General features: G+C 45.3%; 12 protein-coding genes. 1 reads left to right on the forward strand and 11 read right to left on the reverse strand.

Translation table 11 applies throughout. The features are described 5' to 3' along the window. Nucleotides 1–20: 20 nt before the first annotated feature. Nucleotides 21–2,381: an FUSC family protein gene (locus tag KCTCHS21_RS28200; protein WP_145988991.1), complete on the reverse strand. Its 2,361-nt coding sequence runs from the start codon at nt 2,379–2,381 to the stop codon at nt 21–23. A gap of 114 nt (nt 2,382–2,495) precedes the next feature. Further along, nucleotides 2,496–3,626, reverse strand: a complete 1,131-nt coding sequence (locus KCTCHS21_RS28205) for a DUF3900 domain-containing protein (protein WP_130615661.1) — start codon at nt 3,624–3,626, stop codon at nt 2,496–2,498. Between the two features lie 150 nt (nt 3,627–3,776). Here KCTCHS21_RS28205 and KCTCHS21_RS28210 point away from each other — a divergent pair, with 150 nt between their 5' ends. Then, entirely contained in the window at nt 3,777–3,917 is a 141-nt protein-coding gene (locus KCTCHS21_RS28210) for a DUF4023 family protein (RefSeq protein ID WP_130615663.1), read from the forward strand. A gap of 205 nt (nt 3,918–4,122) precedes the next feature. On the opposite strand, the gene KCTCHS21_RS28215 is transcribed toward KCTCHS21_RS28210, so the two are convergent. The 9 genes from KCTCHS21_RS28215 to KCTCHS21_RS28255 all read right to left on the reverse strand — a co-directional run bounded on the left by KCTCHS21_RS28215 (nt 4,123) and on the right by KCTCHS21_RS28255 (nt 14,997). Then, complete coding sequence (locus KCTCHS21_RS28215; RefSeq protein ID WP_130615665.1) at nt 4,123–4,473, reverse strand: DUF3243 domain-containing protein; 351 nt, start codon at nt 4,471–4,473, stop codon at nt 4,123–4,125. Between the two features lie 630 nt (nt 4,474–5,103). Further along, nucleotides 5,104–5,469 (reverse strand): response regulator, encoded by a 366-nt coding sequence (locus KCTCHS21_RS28220; RefSeq protein WP_130615667.1) that lies wholly within the window; start codon nt 5,467–5,469, stop codon nt 5,104–5,106. A gap of 58 nt (nt 5,470–5,527) precedes the next feature. Further along, entirely contained in the window at nt 5,528–6,031 is a 504-nt protein-coding gene (locus KCTCHS21_RS28225; protein ID WP_130615669.1) for a chemotaxis protein CheX, read from the reverse strand. A gap of 12 nt (nt 6,032–6,043) precedes the next feature. After that, on the reverse strand, nt 6,044–8,590 hold the full coding sequence (locus KCTCHS21_RS28230) for an ATP-binding protein (protein ID WP_162309394.1): 2,547 nt from the start codon (nt 8,588–8,590) through the stop codon (nt 6,044–6,046). A 152-nt stretch (nt 8,591–8,742) separates the two neighbouring features. After that, the gene (gene def / locus KCTCHS21_RS28235) at nt 8,743–9,261 is read right to left on the reverse strand and encodes a peptide deformylase (protein ID WP_130615673.1); all 519 of its coding nucleotides are present in this window, start codon (nt 9,259–9,261) and stop codon (nt 8,743–8,745) included. Nucleotides 9,262–9,353: 92 nt separating this feature from the next. Beyond that, nucleotides 9,354–10,142 (reverse strand): hypothetical protein, encoded by a 789-nt coding sequence (locus tag KCTCHS21_RS28240; RefSeq protein ID WP_130615675.1) that lies wholly within the window; start codon nt 10,140–10,142, stop codon nt 9,354–9,356. Between the two features lie 70 nt (nt 10,143–10,212). After that, on the reverse strand, nt 10,213–12,498 hold the full coding sequence (locus tag KCTCHS21_RS28245) for an ATP-dependent DNA helicase (RefSeq protein WP_130615677.1): 2,286 nt from the start codon (nt 12,496–12,498) through the stop codon (nt 10,213–10,215). Nucleotides 12,499–12,673: 175 nt separating this feature from the next. Next, nucleotides 12,674–13,981 (reverse strand): 6-phospho-beta-glucosidase, encoded by a 1,308-nt coding sequence (locus KCTCHS21_RS28250; protein ID WP_130615679.1) that lies wholly within the window; start codon nt 13,979–13,981, stop codon nt 12,674–12,676. A 41-nt stretch (nt 13,982–14,022) separates the two neighbouring features. Continuing rightward, complete coding sequence (locus KCTCHS21_RS28255; RefSeq protein ID WP_130615681.1) at nt 14,023–14,997, reverse strand: N-acetylglucosamine kinase; 975 nt, start codon at nt 14,995–14,997, stop codon at nt 14,023–14,025. Between the last annotated feature and the right edge of the window lie 14 nt (nt 14,998–15,011).

Consider the following 15,011-nt stretch of genomic DNA (forward strand, 5'->3'; position numbering starts at 1 on the left):
CTATTCGTGTATTTCCCTAATTATTCAGGCATTAGCCCCAAATCATCCAACATCACCTTGCCTGGTCCTTCATTAAAATAAAACGAAATTCGAGACCATTCAGACGGGTCAAACTCAGGGTTGGCCTCCAAAAATTCATTTAGAGGAAGCTCGTAGGTTTGAAACACGGGCTCCTCCACATCCTTGAACTTCCCTTCCGACACAACAGACTCCATCCCGGGAAGCCAAGTAAACTGAGTTGCCACTTGCGGCTCTATTTCCATAAAACGACTTAGCGGAAGTCTCACGGCAGTACCTGAATGATCCTCCAGTTCAATGTCGATGGATAAATTTGTTTCAGCCCGCTCCTCGAATCCCTCTTCCTTTTCCAAATCCCGATCCATGTTTGCCATAGAAAACATCAGAATATCCTCATTACTGACACCGCTAATTGCTAAAGGGCTTAGAAGAATGGAATACTTCCCCTTAGCCTTCCACTGAAGCTCCACACCTTTGTTTCCTTTCCCTTTGCCCTGCCGATTCAGCGCTTCCACATGCCTCCAATCGCTCATATCGGTTGCCTCCGCAGTAACGCCTGAAGCAAGCTTCTTCCGGTCACTCCCTGTAAAATCAGCAAGCTGCACGAAGCCGCCGCTCTCATACTGGTTAAAGTAACGGGTTGGAGGAAGAAAGCTGAGGCCTTGCCGGTAATCTCGAAATAATAGATCATACTGCTCATTGTTGTGGAAAACAGCCTCAAGAAATGCGGATACGTATACCTCAGCGACCTGTTTTTGCTGCTCAGGCTCGAGTAAATCCTTCGGTCGAATGAACAAGCCAGCGGGCAATGCATTATCCGATTTGCCCCACTCCGTATTAAATTGACTATGATTAGCATCCTCTATATAGAGCGAGGCCTTAAAAGCCTCCGATGCACTGGAAAAAGTAGTTCTCCCATACTGCCTGTCACCGTAAAAGTTGACTAAATCCGCATCCTTTGCACCCTGTAACGTTAAATAAGAAATATCCTTAAGCTCCGTTACCTTTCCATCCACTGGAGTGTCCGTTGGCGCAATTCCGATCACCGCTTGGACGGAGTAGCTGTCGGGTTCAGGCAAGCCGTCCTCATCTGGAAACCATAAGCTTCTATCTGCAGCCATTGCAGCCGCTTGACCGCCACGGGAATGCCCGAGCAAAGCTACCTGGGTAAAATCAACACGATTATAAAAGGGGGATTCCTCCTGCACACTGAACTGCTGTATTTGTTGAATATGCTTTAGTAGAATCCATGCTCGTAGCTTCATATCTTGCTTGGGAATTCCGGACCAGAAGGAATAGTTCAAGAAATTTTCATCAATGGATAAGGCAATGCTTCCCCTACTAGCCAATAGCTCACCCAGATAGTCATAGCCTCCATCTGAGAATTTTTCCATCAGATGATTGCCATGCACCATAAGAACGATAGGAAATGGTCCTTCACCTTCAGGCATCCATACCCTCGCGTTGAGCGGAAGCTCAGTCTCATCAAATCCCCAGAACTTGCTCCGTAACCACGGCCAGCTATCGATATAGGCAGATGCATTAACTGGCTGAGACAGCTCATCCGTTTCGTCCCCGAACTCGGAACGATTACGATCCTCTCCACTACCATAGGTGAAGGAGTTGAACTGATATTCTCCAGGCTCCGATGGATCAGGGAGATTAGAAGCTAAGGCGTGCACATCACCGGCTGTTAGACTACCCACATTATCTGCAGTATCCGCATCAGCCCTAGAACTGGTAGGCAAAAGTCGGGGAAACCCATTGACTGTGTAAGCCGCAGCTAGACCAAAAATAGCTATTACACCTATAGAAAATATTAGTGCTCTGCGACTCAGCCGTAAGCTTGTCAGCCATCCAATAAGTAGCCCTACGCCTCCAGCAAACAAAGTAACTATAGCGGAAAATATTATAGAGCCTAGGCTTCCAAGCTGTGAAAATAATAATACAAAATAGAGGATTACTCCAACATAGAGAAACGTACCCAGTGTATATCGAGGAACCCTCAACCCACAAATTGCGAGAATGATAGTAATTAATGCAGATGATAAAGCCAATCCGATCGTATTTAAACATATGGCTGTTACAACATCAAATAAGACTCCGAATCCAGTCGGCATGCCAAAAACGCAAATTCCTACCGCCGTGCAGCTCAGTATCCACATAGATACAACTACAAATCTCCATATTCGTGTGTCCAATGCATACTTGTCTGTTAAGCGTCGCTTTAACCATAAAACTAACCTTTTTCTTCTGCTTAATTCGATATATTCAAGCTCAAGATTCATGTCCATCGCCTCTGTAGAAATCAGACTTCTCTCTACCTCGATTATAAACTGAAGTTGGCCTTTCGAGTAATCCAAAGTCTAGAAATTAACTTCTATTTCTATATTCTCGTCTGTTCAGTAGAAGAAGACCGAGAGCATTTGCTCCCGGCCTCCTATTCATTCCTTGCTTTGTGATTCCCGTCACCATTTCTAGTCCAATGGCGGTGCTTCGCCAGTTGGCACACGTCTTACGCCTTTTCCTACCCGTCGAAGCACTTCGTCTAGCTCCTCTGGGTGGAGCAGCTCAATGGGGGACACGCCTTTGTCGAACTGGAACGAGTCACCTTCAATAAGCACAACGTATCTCCCGTTTACACGAGCAATATGAATGTTTTTACCGTAATCGTCCATGTGCCCTTTAATAGATACGTCATCTAGCTTGAATTTCATCTCAATCTCAGGCTGTACCTCGACGATCTGCTTAGTTGCTTCAACCACATGCTCGTGTGTCCATTTCTCCTGAAGCTCGCGTTTCTCACCTGCTACCCATACGTCGAATTGCTGCTTTTCTTCACGCATCGCTACCGTTTCCTCGGTCTCATCGGCACCTTCAACGGCTTCCGTCCCCTGCCACTTGGTTTCCATATAATGATGGACCAGTTCCATCACCTGATCCGTCACAATTTCTGGCTTCGACTTCTCATAGCTAACAAACTTAAGGAAATCCTCAAAATATCGGGCATGGGAAGCTTGATGAATCTTCAATTCCCACTCCTCCAGCATCCCCTCTTCTGGCATATGAGGGTACTGAATAGATTTAATGTTCTTGGCATTAATAGCCATCTCTACTTGCGAAATCAGACTTCTCTCGTCCGATATTCTTGCTATCTTCGATTCAAAGTCGCACTTAAACAAAAAGAGAAACGGCTCATCGAAGAGCTCGTTCAGCTTGGCTGTAGCCAAGACGAACGCTCCGCCTCTAACCGAATTGGTTTCCATGTACATACGAAGAACATCATCACTGAAATTATGGAACTCTTCCTTATTCTCAGCCGTTCTTAATCGTTGAAACTGGTTGTAGTTGGGATTACTCGTCAAATCATGCCCGGGCTCTGTGATGAACCGTCCAATTTTGGTCGGTACTTGCTCAGACGCTGCATGGATCTCAGCCTTACGCTTGGCAATCCTTTTAAACTCAGAATCAAGAAAGAGCTTGAGCTCGCTATCCTGATATTCCTCATGCGTTAAAGTCTGATAATGCTTGTATTTCTTAGGACCGTCTGAATCGGTCCCTTCACTCTGAATGACAAAGAAGGATAAGTATTGGACAGAAAATTTCATATTGGGCTCCCCGCTGGCTAATAGAAATTAGATAATAGGAGATCATAAACCTTAAACCTATCCGAATATTATCAGTTTCGTTAGGTTACGACAACCCACGGATGGACATATTAACAATAATTACACCTTCAAGGAGGCACCTTCTTCCATATGGACACTCATGAGTTCGTAGAAAAATTACACGATACGCAGAAAAAAGCGAAAAGGAACAAAAATCGGCAGAGTCATGGAAGTGCAGGCGAGAACCACAGCTCAAATCTTCCCGGTAAGCAGCATAGTACTAACAAATAAGTTAAATTCCTGAGCAAGTATGTTTGTGCTTAAAGATAACATTTCTATAACAAAAAGCCTCCTCTTACCATTCATCAATTTGGTGTAGGAGCTTTTTGTTTTATTTGAGTAGCCGTCAGTGGGTAGTGGTTAATCTGCAATTCTGGCTTCTTTAATATAAAAAGCCCCTCCCAGCGATCAGAAGAGGCTTTATACTAAGGATTACTTAGTGTCTTTGGCCCTGCTGAGCCAATCGAACGAGCATATGAGCCAGCTTATGGCGCTCTTCTTCCGTACCCACTCTCCAAAGCTCCTGAAGCAGCTTCTCTTCACTATTACGTGCATCTTCATGGCTGGACAGGTAATCTGCCACCTTCTGTGCAATTACAGCAATTTGCTCTTCGCCCAGACCTATGCTCTCGGCCAATTTAATCCTTTTACTCAAATAACCTTTGAAATCATCAAAATTACTGAGAATGCGCTCCCTTTCACCGGAATTCATTCTGGAGATCGCGCTCTCCACCTTGCTCGGATCAACATCACCGTCTTTGTCTACAACATGATTGTATTCGGACATCTTAATTCCTCCTAGCGCGGTTTGTTTTTTGCTTTATTATTTTATCCGATCGCCTAACCTTTGAACCCCGTAACCCCGTAGTTCGAAATTTTTGCACTTCTCCCTCCAATCGCACCTCTTTCCGACACCGTTACTCGAAATAATCGTACATCTCCCTCCAATCGGGCCCCATCCAGACCACGTTGCTCGATTATTTCGTACATCTACTGCAAACACCGAAAAGCGAAGAACGAATGTTAGTGAAGTGAAAAAACCTGGAGGGAGCTTACTGAATGCGTGGAAATTAATACTACGAGCTCTAAGGTTTGTTAGTGTAATTATTTGTGTAATTATTTGTGTGATTGTTAGCGTAACTATTTGTGTGATACTCGGCTTGATGTTTGCTACAGAAACATTGGGCAACCCATCGGGTGAGAGAGCTAAACAAACTAATTACTTTGACCTTAACGACCCAGAGAAAGTGAATCGTTCAGCGCATTATGCTTTCGAATTGCACAAAAAAGACACCCTCCAAATGCAAAGGTGTCCCGTCTCCTGTTTCGTGTCCCATTTCGTGACTCGTGTCCTGTTTCGTGTCCCATCTCGTGCCCCGTATCAATATCCCGCTTTTAACAACCAATTTTCTTTAGATCACACCTGCTCAGCAACCTTATTAACGATATCCAGAAAGCGGGCTCTTTCGATTGGCTTAACCACATACGACTTGGCACCTAGCTTGATGGCATCAAGTACCTGTTGCTTATGCCCGATGGCACTTACCATAACTACCTTCGCCGTTGGATAGGATTTCAGTAGCGATTCTAGCGCCTCAATCCCGCTTACATTCCCCATACTTATATCCATTGTGACAATGTCAGGCTTTGCGGTGACATAGCTGACCAGTACCTCTCGTCCGTCTGCTGCCTCCGCTACGACTTCATGTCCAGCGCCTTCCAATATAGAGCGAATGTTCTTCCGCATAACGGCCGAGTCATCCACGATCATAAATTTTGCCATTTCACTCTCTCCTTATGTATGAAGTATGAATGCCGTGCCAGGTCTCGTGCCAAAGCCTCTACTCAGACTTAGTATTCATTATCGTTGCTAGCTCTGATTCTTGTTCCATCGGAATAAACATGATTTGGAAAGAACCGTTATCCGTATTAAAATATTGCGTCAATGGCTTAGCCGACCTCGTACGGATTTCGGCTTGCTGTGCGACAAATAGAAGAGGATTACCCAAATAAATAGGATGCGGAGCCTTGTCGGTAAGTGCATTTCCACAAATCACATTGGAAAGCTCTGCCACAACCTCTACCGCGTAAGATTTTGCTTCCTCCGGCGTGACTGGATCAAGAATGTAACTCTGAGCTAAAGCAAGAGCCAGCCCCGATTCAACAGTAAAGATAACTCCACCTTGAATCGCTCCACTTACCTGCACGAAGGACGTATAATCATCTAAATTCTTTTCACGGTCTGGTACCCTAAAAGTCTTTTTAGCCGGAATGCCTAGCTTCAATATATTCTGCTCCGCCGATCGCTTTAGCTCTGAGAAAAAACTAGCTTGCTTTTGCTTCATCCGTATTTCCTCCTACTCTCTATCTTCTTCCAGCGGCATCTTAAAAGTAAAAGTAGTTCCCTGTCCCGGTAAGCTGTTTACTTCCACGGTTCCACCCAGCCTGTCCACTTCATCCTTAACCGCAGACAGCCCGACGCCGCGTCCAGACAATTCAGACACAGACTCAGTAGTCGTAAGCTCATCCCGGAAAATATAAGAGAAAATCTCTTCGTCCGACAATCTGAGTAGCTCCTGCTCCTCGCCAAGCCCTTTGGCCACTAGTCGTTGACGAAGTTTATTCGCATCAATGCCTCTGCCATCATCTGTTACCTTAACGATAAAATCGTTATTTACTTGCTCCATCGCTAGGGTTACGGTTCCTCTTTCATCTTTCCCAAGCTCCAACCGTTCCTCTGGCGGCTCAATGGCATGAACGATAATATTACGAAAAACATGGATTAAAGATTGTGAGAATAAAAGAAACCGATGTGCATCGACGGTAACTTCATCTCCGATTACCCTCATCGGGTACACATGGATCCCCGCACGTTCGGAAGCGATACCTAGATAATCTGTATAATGTGCAGTCAGCTCACGGAAAGACTTGCTTCTGACTTCCCGAAGCTCGGCGAGCAAGCTCAGATGCTGAGGCTCCGCCAAGGCTTCAGTAAGCTTCTTCTCAAGCATCATCCAATCCTTGCGTGGCATCGTTACATTCTGGACTCGCTTATGCTGCTGGAATAGCATTTCTTCTCCAAGGATATCGGTGAGTGCCTTGAGATCGTCTTCCACCCAGGTATGAAGCTGAAGGGAACGAAGAAATTGTAGGCTTTGCTCCCCAGTGCTATTCTCCACGTCGTTGATTCTCTCATGAAGCTGAGACTCCAGCTCGTGCAAGCGAGGTACAATATTCGGGAATTGAAGTAGAGAGAAGCTTCCCTTAAAGGTATGCACACGTTTATAGACGGATAGAAGTCTTTGATCGAGTGGTTGATTGCTATTCATATTGTCCACAATCCACATTTCACAAAAAAGCTTATACTCATCCAATATTTGATTCGTTTCCTCCAGATGAGTAACCACCTGAACGACCATCTGCTGGACAAGCCGATCCTGAATCATCTGGTGCTCGATCTTCATTTTCTCCGTTATATCCGTCAGAATAATCATTACTTCCTCTGCTTTACCAGAGCTATCTTCAATCACCTTATATTCCGCGCTTACCGTCAGTTCCCCGATAATCAGCTCTTCTGGTAATAACGATATGATAAGCTCTCGCTTAAGATCATTCTTATGTAAGAAGCACTCTTCAAAAATTTCCCTAAGCAGCTTCCTCTCCTGCTCATTGTCAGGATAAAGGAGCAAAGGCAGATCCATTCTCGCAATGTCCTTCCCGAATATTCGCCAGCATTGCAGACTATATTCCTCGCCTACTATTAAATCGGCATGTACTGTAAAGAAACCTTGCTGAGCATAGTTCAATAGGTTTTGTATGGCGGCTGTCCTCTTCTGAACCGTCTTCTCCAAATCTTGGTTTAAGGAGCCGATTCGTCCAATCGCTTGCAGCAATTCCATATCAGCCTGCTCAACATGCTTTGGAATATCATCCACCCGATGACCAGCAGCTACTTGCTCCAGCATGAGTGTCAGATGTCTAAGGGGCAGCATAATTCTACGTCTTAGCAAATAGGTGACCAGTACGAGTAAGAGCACCATAACAACTAGAGAGTAGATGCCCAGCCTTTCTAGCGCATTTACTGTCTTCATAGCAGCAGTTGATTGACTTTCTGTATAAATAACCCCAATGATTCGACCGGATATGTCTATAAGATCCTCAGCCGACTTCGTCAGACTGACATCCTCGCGCCCAACAATCTGGAGTGATTCCCCTACCTTATGTCCTGCAAGAAACCGATGAATATCCTCGGCTCGTAATTCATCTGTCGAGGATAGAAACTGTCCCGAGCTCAGCAACAACGCAATATCGGTTTGCAGCGTATCCTGCAAGCGAGTCATGTTCTCTTGATTTAGAAAATGTCCTGTAATGAGTAGCCCCACTGCCCCATTCTGTCCTCTATCGCCCGTCACCTGTGAGACTGCGACTATAGCAAGCCCTTTAGCGGTATCCAATATGCCAGAGAATGATTTCACTGTCTCGAATTTTTCCATCAGATGGGGAACCTTAACCTCATCCATGAAGAGTTCAATATCTCCTGCTTGTACGAGAATACGTCCCTGTAAATCTGCTTCGGCTACAAAGTCAATGTCAGGAACGACTCTTGGCATATCCGCGATATTCCGTTCAAGCCACTCCCTATCCTCTGCGAGTAGTGCTTGCCGGTTATCTTCCCAGTACCCATTCGTTATGGTAACCCCAAGTATAGTTTCACCTAATGCTTCGATAGACTTCTTGGCTGTATGGTTGGTCTGAAGCTCCTTCTCGTAAGCTGTGTCTCTTAAGGCTGATGTAATCGATGTATAAAAATAGATCATCAAGGCGAGCACAGGTAATACGACCAGCAGCCCAATCCATAACACCATCTCTGATGTGAGGGAACGCCGTTTACGTCTGTTGTTCATGCCGCAGTCCCCCTGAGAAAGTTGTCGAAACGCGCTATCGCTTCCATATTGTAGCATATACGGTGATAGCCCTACTATGTATTAAGCCAGTATGATTACAAAAAGCATCCCCAGCGGCATAAATAACCTGCCAAGGGATGCCTCTACGTTTGCTATAATCCTTTATTCGTTAGCTTTACGACATCAAAAATATTAATTTTACGCTGAGTCTGATCATCGTATAACCAAGGCTCTTGAACATGGTCGACGAATAGCACACCATCGAGGTGATCCATCTCATGCTGTATGCAGCGTGCTAGTAAACCCGTGCCCTCAAGCTCAATCGTCTCTCCCTGCCGATTAAGCGTTGTAATCTTAACCTGATTCGCTCTCTTCACATAACCGTGATAGCCCGGATAGGACAAGCAGCCCTCTGCGCCTTCCTGCTCCCCGCTTGCCTGAACAATCACTGGATTAATAAGCTCGATCAATCCTTCGCCACAATCTAGTACAGCTATACGCCTAATAATTCCGACTTGCGGTGCAGCTAGACCCGCTCGCCCTTCCGTGGCATAGAGCGTTTCAGCCATATCGTCTAAGAGCTTAATTATTTTTGGCGTTATTACATCTACCTGCTTCGCCTTCTTGCGCAGGATGGATTCTCCAAAAGGTACAATATTTAATACGGACATAGGAATAATGCCCCTTTCATCTAGATAAGGCATAGATCACTGCCTCATACTAGCATAACGCATTGATTCTCTTACTTAAACTAAAAAATTACCTAGTCAATGTTCGCAATCTTCCATTTGCCTTCTTTATTTTTGCGCGAAGTAAAGGTGTTACCTGACTGGTTGACTATGCCGTCTTCTTCATATTCATAACGAATACGAAGGTTTTTTCTACCGGTGGATTCATCGTAGGGTTCAATCATCTCTAGTTCAGTAAACCGGTACCGTCTTGGGGAGTCGATCAAAAAATCCAGATAGTCATTATCAGGATGCTCAAGATTGGAATGAAAAGCCTCCTTATCCTTGTTGACCATAGCTTCTATCGTCTTTTTCACTAAATCTATAACCGCTTGTTCATCGGGGTCAGCCCCTGTTGGAAAGTCAATTTCATTTCCTGGCACGAAGTTTTTACCCTCATCATTACTCCACTCCGCGACGAACTCCTCAAACTTTTGCCTGTCTAATTTATATGCGATTTTCGCCGTCTGATCTTCAAAAACATTTCCGTTTCCTGTCACAAGTAACTTGCGTTTAATGCCATCTTGCGACTCGATTACAATCTTGTTACTCAAGTCGGATGGATATGCCCCAGAAAACGATTGTGCATGATCCAAGATTCCAGCCAGCGTATTCCATTTTTCAGAATCAGTGAGTTCTACGACAAGCTGATCATCACTTCGATAAATGGTCACTTTAGTCGTATTGTCTCGGTCAAAAACGAATGCCACAGGCTCCTGGGTAGGAAGCGCACTCTCACCTTCTGCCTCTTTAGTTGTTTTACCACAGCCAGCCGTTAAGGTCAGTGACAAAACGACCACGATTAGAAACAAACGATATCTCATACGGTTGAACCTCCTTTCATTAATAGACGTGACAATTTTTAGTTAAGTTTCACATCCTTGGATATAGCCCTTATTTCCGCCATTCTTCAGGCAGCAAGCGAGAATATTGGGGCTGCAAATAGCGGTCGTCGATAAGAGCAAGTACGCCACGGTCCTGCTCGGAACGAATGAGTCTTCCCCCAGCTTGTAGCACTTTGTTAATGCCAGGGTACACATAGGCATAATCAAATCCGTTACGCCCTTCCTCATCGAAGTAGCTCTTGATTAAATTTCGCTCCATTCCGATCTGAGGCATTCCTACCCCTACTACAGCTACCCCTCGTAGCCTATCTCCGACAAGATCAATGCCTTCGGAGAAAATCCCACCCATAACAGCAAACCCAACCAAGCTTCCCTGATTATTCTCATCGAATTCCGCAAGAAAGCTCTCTCTCATCCCCTCAGCCATCTCCGGTGTTTGCAGCAGTGTTCGCACGCTCTCATCCTTATTTTCTGCTATAAAATCCTCATAAACAGCATTCATATAGGCATACGAAGGGAAGAAATACAAATAATTACCCGGTCTTATGCCCACCAGCCCCCGAAGCAGATGAACCAATGTCCCCTTCGTCTCTTCTCGATCCGCATATTTTGTGGAGATTGGAACAATAGATACTTCCCATTGCTCCTTGGCGAAAGGTGAACCGAGTGTGACAGAATAATCCTCTTCCTCCGCCCCAAGCATATCCATAAAGTAGTTAAGAGGGGAGAGTGTAGCCGAGAAGAACACATGCGAACGAAATCCCTTGCCCATCTGATTAAGCAGCCGCGAAGGGTTTAAGCAGAACATTTTCAACCGGACATCATTACGAAGAACTTCAGAGTAGGTAACATAGCAATCATCGTAAAGCTTTCCAATCCTGATAAAGCTTACAGTCGCAAAATAAACTTCCAGTAGCCTTACACTTCCAGCCGCTGTTCCCCCTGTCGCCAGCCCACGTTCTGCTTGGGCAACGAAAGCTTCCACTAGCTCTAAAAGCTCCTTAGGCGGCTCCTTACTAACGACTGCCCCTCCATTAGATTGCTTCCTAGACTCGATGAACCACTTATTGATTGCTTTTGCCGCTTTATGTATATCCCCGTGAACTCCTTTAAACTCCCGCTCCAGCTCGAGGAAAGCCTTCTTGTCCAATTCGGCAGAATACATCTCTCTAGCCCGATCAATCAAATTGTGTGCTTCGTCTACTAGCAAGACAGTATCACGTTTAAATTCCCCGCCTAAGCGCTTTAAGGAAACGCGTGGGTCAAATAAATAATTGTAATCGCAAATGACAGCATCTGCCCCATAAGCTGCATCGAGTGACATCTCGAATGGGCATACCCTATGCTTTCGTGCATACTGCTCAATGACACCACGACTGATCAATGTTTCATTGTCCAGCAGGTCAAGTATTGCTCCGTTTATTCGATCATAATATCCCTCCGCGTAGGGACATTGCTCTTTCCGGCAATCGACCTCATCTTGAAAGCAAATTTTATCCTTAGCAGTGACTGTCACCGAACGGAAATTAAGGCCCTGAGATTGCATAAGAGATAACGCCTGCTCTGCGGCAGTCCTTGTAATGGTTCGTGCCGTTAAGTAGAACAAATGCTGAATGTTACCTCGCCCGATAGCTTTAATAGCCGGATACAAGGTTGATATCGTCTTCCCGATTCCCGTGGGTGCCTTAGCGAACAGCTTTCTCCCCTCGTCAATCGCCTTGTAGACGGAACCGACCAGCTTCCTTTGACCTTCTCGATAGGTTGTAAAAGGAAACGCTAAATCTTGAATACTCGCGTCCCTTAACCCCTTATTCCGATGAAGCAATCGAGCATAGGGTGCATACTGCTTAATAATATCCGTTATATAGATTGCCAATTCCTCAAAGGTTACTTCCTGCTCGAACCTCTTTTGCTCCTCCGTGTCCACATGAACATAGGTTAAGCGAACACGCATTTGCTGCACCCCGTTCTCCAGCGCAAACATATAGGCATAGCATTTAACTTGCGCCCAGTGTACAAGTGCAGCATCGTCTTCAGTCATTAAACTAATATCCCTTGAAGTCGACTTGATTTCATCGATAATGACGCCACCATTTTCGCCAATCAGCAGCCCATCACATCGCCCATCTACGACAAATAGGAGCTCCTCGAAAGGAATCTCCGTGCTTAAATAAACTTCCTTCCGATCCTGCTCGCCGTATTGCTTCTGTATTTTCTGATGGGCCTTCGTCCCCTCTGACAGCGAGCTAATTGATCGAAACCCCGAGTCGATGCTTCCACTCAGGAACACGTATTCGACTAAGCTCCTAACAGAGAGGGCTACCGTATCCTGCATAGATGTAGTCCTCCAGATGGGGTTAATCTCTATACAAAAGAACATTTGTTCCTCTATTGTAACGGTTAACCCTCGCTTGATTCAACTGCTGCAATGGATATGGTGAAACTTATACATTCTGAATAACCAAAGAAAGAGAGCCACAATGCGGCTCCCTCTAGCTTCATCTTCTATATTATTTGAAAAACGCCGGAAGATAAGGCTTGTTCTTCTCCAGCATCTCATCAAGCATGGCTTTGGCTACACTCACTGATGGTACTAGCGGATGACTTGCCATCGCTTGAAGAGCAATCGCCCGATCTCCCGTAATAGCTGCCTCAATGGTTAGCCTCTCATAGGTTTTGACCGCAGAGATTAAGCCCTTCGTTTGCTCAGGCACCTTCGTCACTGGAAGCGCCAGTGGTCCCTTACTAGTTACGATGCAATTAACTTCTATAGAAGCATTCTCAGGGAGAAAATCCAGCACTCTACCGTTCCTTACGTTTAATGTTTGGATATCACGCTTGTCGTTGTAAAGCGAGTCCATAAGGTTAACCGCTGCTTCTGAGTAGTAAGCCCCGCCGCGTTTCTCCAATTGCTTTGGCTTTTCCTGCAAATCCGGGTCCTTGTACAGCTCGAACAATTCGTCCTCTACCCGCTTCACAACCTCTGCACGAGTACCGTTCGCTTTAAGAGATTCAAGCTGCTCCGCAAGCATGACATCGGTGAGATAGAAGTATTTCAGATAATAGGACGGAAATCCACCTAAACCGCGTAGAAAATCAAGATCCCATTCCGTTGCCGGAACATTTTTCCCCGAATATTCTTCACGTTTATCAAGCAGCTCTGTCAATTTATCCTCGCCACCCACTTCAATGCGAGTTACCCAGTGGAGATGGTTTAAACCGACAAACTCCGTATAAATATGATTAGATGAAACGTCGTATTTTTCACTTAACCATTTGTGCAGTCCGATTGGCGCATTACAGAGTCCGATGCTCTTTACCTTGGAATACCGAGTAATAGCCTCAGTGACCATTCCTGCCGGATTGGTGAAATTCAGCAGCCAAGCGTTAGGCGCCAATTCCTCAATATCTTTACAAATATCCAATAGAACCGGAATCGTGCGGAGTGCCTTCATCATGCCGCCTGGTCCCGTCGTCTCTTGCCCAATAACCCCGTATTTATTCGGAATATGCTCATCCCATTTACGAGCTTCTAGAAGGCCGACCCGCATCTGTGTGGAGACGAAGTCTGCTCCTTCGATGGCCTTACGCCGATCTAGTGTCAAGTGGACTTCGATAGGGAGACCTGACTTAACGATCATGCGCTTAGCTAAAGCACCAACGATATCAAGCTTATGTTTACCTGCCTCAATATCGACAAGCCAAAGTTCTCTAATAGGTAACTGCTCATATTTCTGGATGAATCCTTCGACAATTTCAGGAGTATACGAGGAACCTCCGCCGATTACAGCGATTTTCAACCCTTTGACTGTACTCATCTCTGTCCATCTCCTTGGTCAAATCTATTTCTATTGTAATATCACACTAAGCTATAGTCCGATACAGTACGAAGTCGATTATAGATTACATCCGGCAATTCGATTCCACTTGCTTCCACAGCCAACCACACCGCCCCAATTACAGGCTCTAACCCCAGCTTCACGATGCCAGCATGTGGGGAAATCCCTTGAACTGCTTGTTCAATATAAGCTCTCACGAAGTCTCCTTCTCCACGAGTAATAATGCTCCCCGCAAGAACAACATCGAAGCTTTCATTTTCCATGCCGAGCTTTTTAATAACTGCTTGTGCTTGTTTGCCTAGCTCTATGCCTTGATCTCGTAAAATGTCCTTGGCTACTTCATCTCCTTGATTGGCAGCTTGGAACAACAGCTTTGCAAGACGAATCGGCGGCATTTTGTTATGGTCAAGGTAATCATCGTACATGTCTTGAACACTATTATATTCTAGGTCCTTAAGCAATAGCTCTGTTAATAGGGTCGGACGCTCACGTCCATCCCAAGCGCGAATAACTGCACGAAACGCTTCGACACACAACGTGCCACCGCCACCGAAATCACCAAACTGATAAGAGAAGCCACCACACTGAAAAAATTGTCCTTGAGCATTTACTCCTGCGCTATTTGTACCCGTACCACATATAAGCACTACGCCGTAAGGGCGATTCGTTCCTGCTCGGAGTGCAATCATGGTATCGCAATTAATTTCATGCTTAGCAAATCCTAGCTCTGCAATCATCGGACGCAAAATCTTATAATCTATCTCCCGATCTGCTCCAGCTAAACCGAAATAAGCAAACTCGATATCCTCTCGAGCTAGCCCTGCATTTAGCAAAGCCATCTCTACAGATTCGCGAATGTTATGCTTCGCGACCTCATAATCGTTCTGATGGTTGCCATTACCGCTATGACCCTTCCCTACGATTACTCCCTGTTCATCAACTATTAATGTATATGTCTTGCTACCGCCACCATCAACGCCTAAATAATATTTCATGGCAATCACTCCTA

Source organism: Cohnella abietis (assembly GCF_004295585.1).
Classification (GTDB): domain Bacteria; phylum Bacillota; class Bacilli; order Paenibacillales; family Paenibacillaceae; genus Cohnella; species Cohnella abietis.

What these genes read in the sequence shown, in the direction of transcription:
- KCTCHS21_RS28205 (WP_130615661.1), bottom strand. Translation starts at nt 3,626, where the DNA reads ATGAAATTTTCTGTCCAATACTTATCCTTCTTTGTCATTCAGAGTGAA.
- KCTCHS21_RS28210 (WP_130615663.1), top strand. Translation starts at nt 3,777, where the DNA reads ATGGACACTCATGAGTTCGTAGAAAAATTACACGATACGCAGAAAAAA.
- KCTCHS21_RS28215 (WP_130615665.1), bottom strand. Translation starts at nt 4,473, where the DNA reads ATGTCCGAATACAATCATGTTGTAGACAAAGACGGTGATGTTGATCCG.
- KCTCHS21_RS28220 (WP_130615667.1), bottom strand. Translation starts at nt 5,469, where the DNA reads ATGGCAAAATTTATGATCGTGGATGACTCGGCCGTTATGCGGAAGAAC.
- KCTCHS21_RS28225 (WP_130615669.1), bottom strand. Translation starts at nt 6,031, where the DNA reads ATGAAGCAAAAGCAAGCTAGTTTTTTCTCAGAGCTAAAGCGATCGGCG.
- KCTCHS21_RS28230 (WP_162309394.1), bottom strand. Translation starts at nt 8,590, where the DNA reads ATGAACAACAGACGTAAACGGCGTTCCCTCACATCAGAGATGGTGTTA.
- def (WP_130615673.1), bottom strand. Translation starts at nt 9,261, where the DNA reads ATGTCCGTATTAAATATTGTACCTTTTGGAGAATCCATCCTGCGCAAG.
- KCTCHS21_RS28240 (WP_130615675.1), bottom strand. Translation starts at nt 10,142, where the DNA reads ATGAGATATCGTTTGTTTCTAATCGTGGTCGTTTTGTCACTGACCTTA.
- KCTCHS21_RS28245 (WP_130615677.1), bottom strand. Translation starts at nt 12,498, where the DNA reads ATGCAGGATACGGTAGCCCTCTCTGTTAGGAGCTTAGTCGAATACGTG.
- KCTCHS21_RS28250 (WP_130615679.1), bottom strand. Translation starts at nt 13,981, where the DNA reads ATGAGTACAGTCAAAGGGTTGAAAATCGCTGTAATCGGCGGAGGTTCC.
- KCTCHS21_RS28255 (WP_130615681.1), bottom strand. Translation starts at nt 14,997, where the DNA reads ATGAAATATTATTTAGGCGTTGATGGTGGCGGTAGCAAGACATATACA.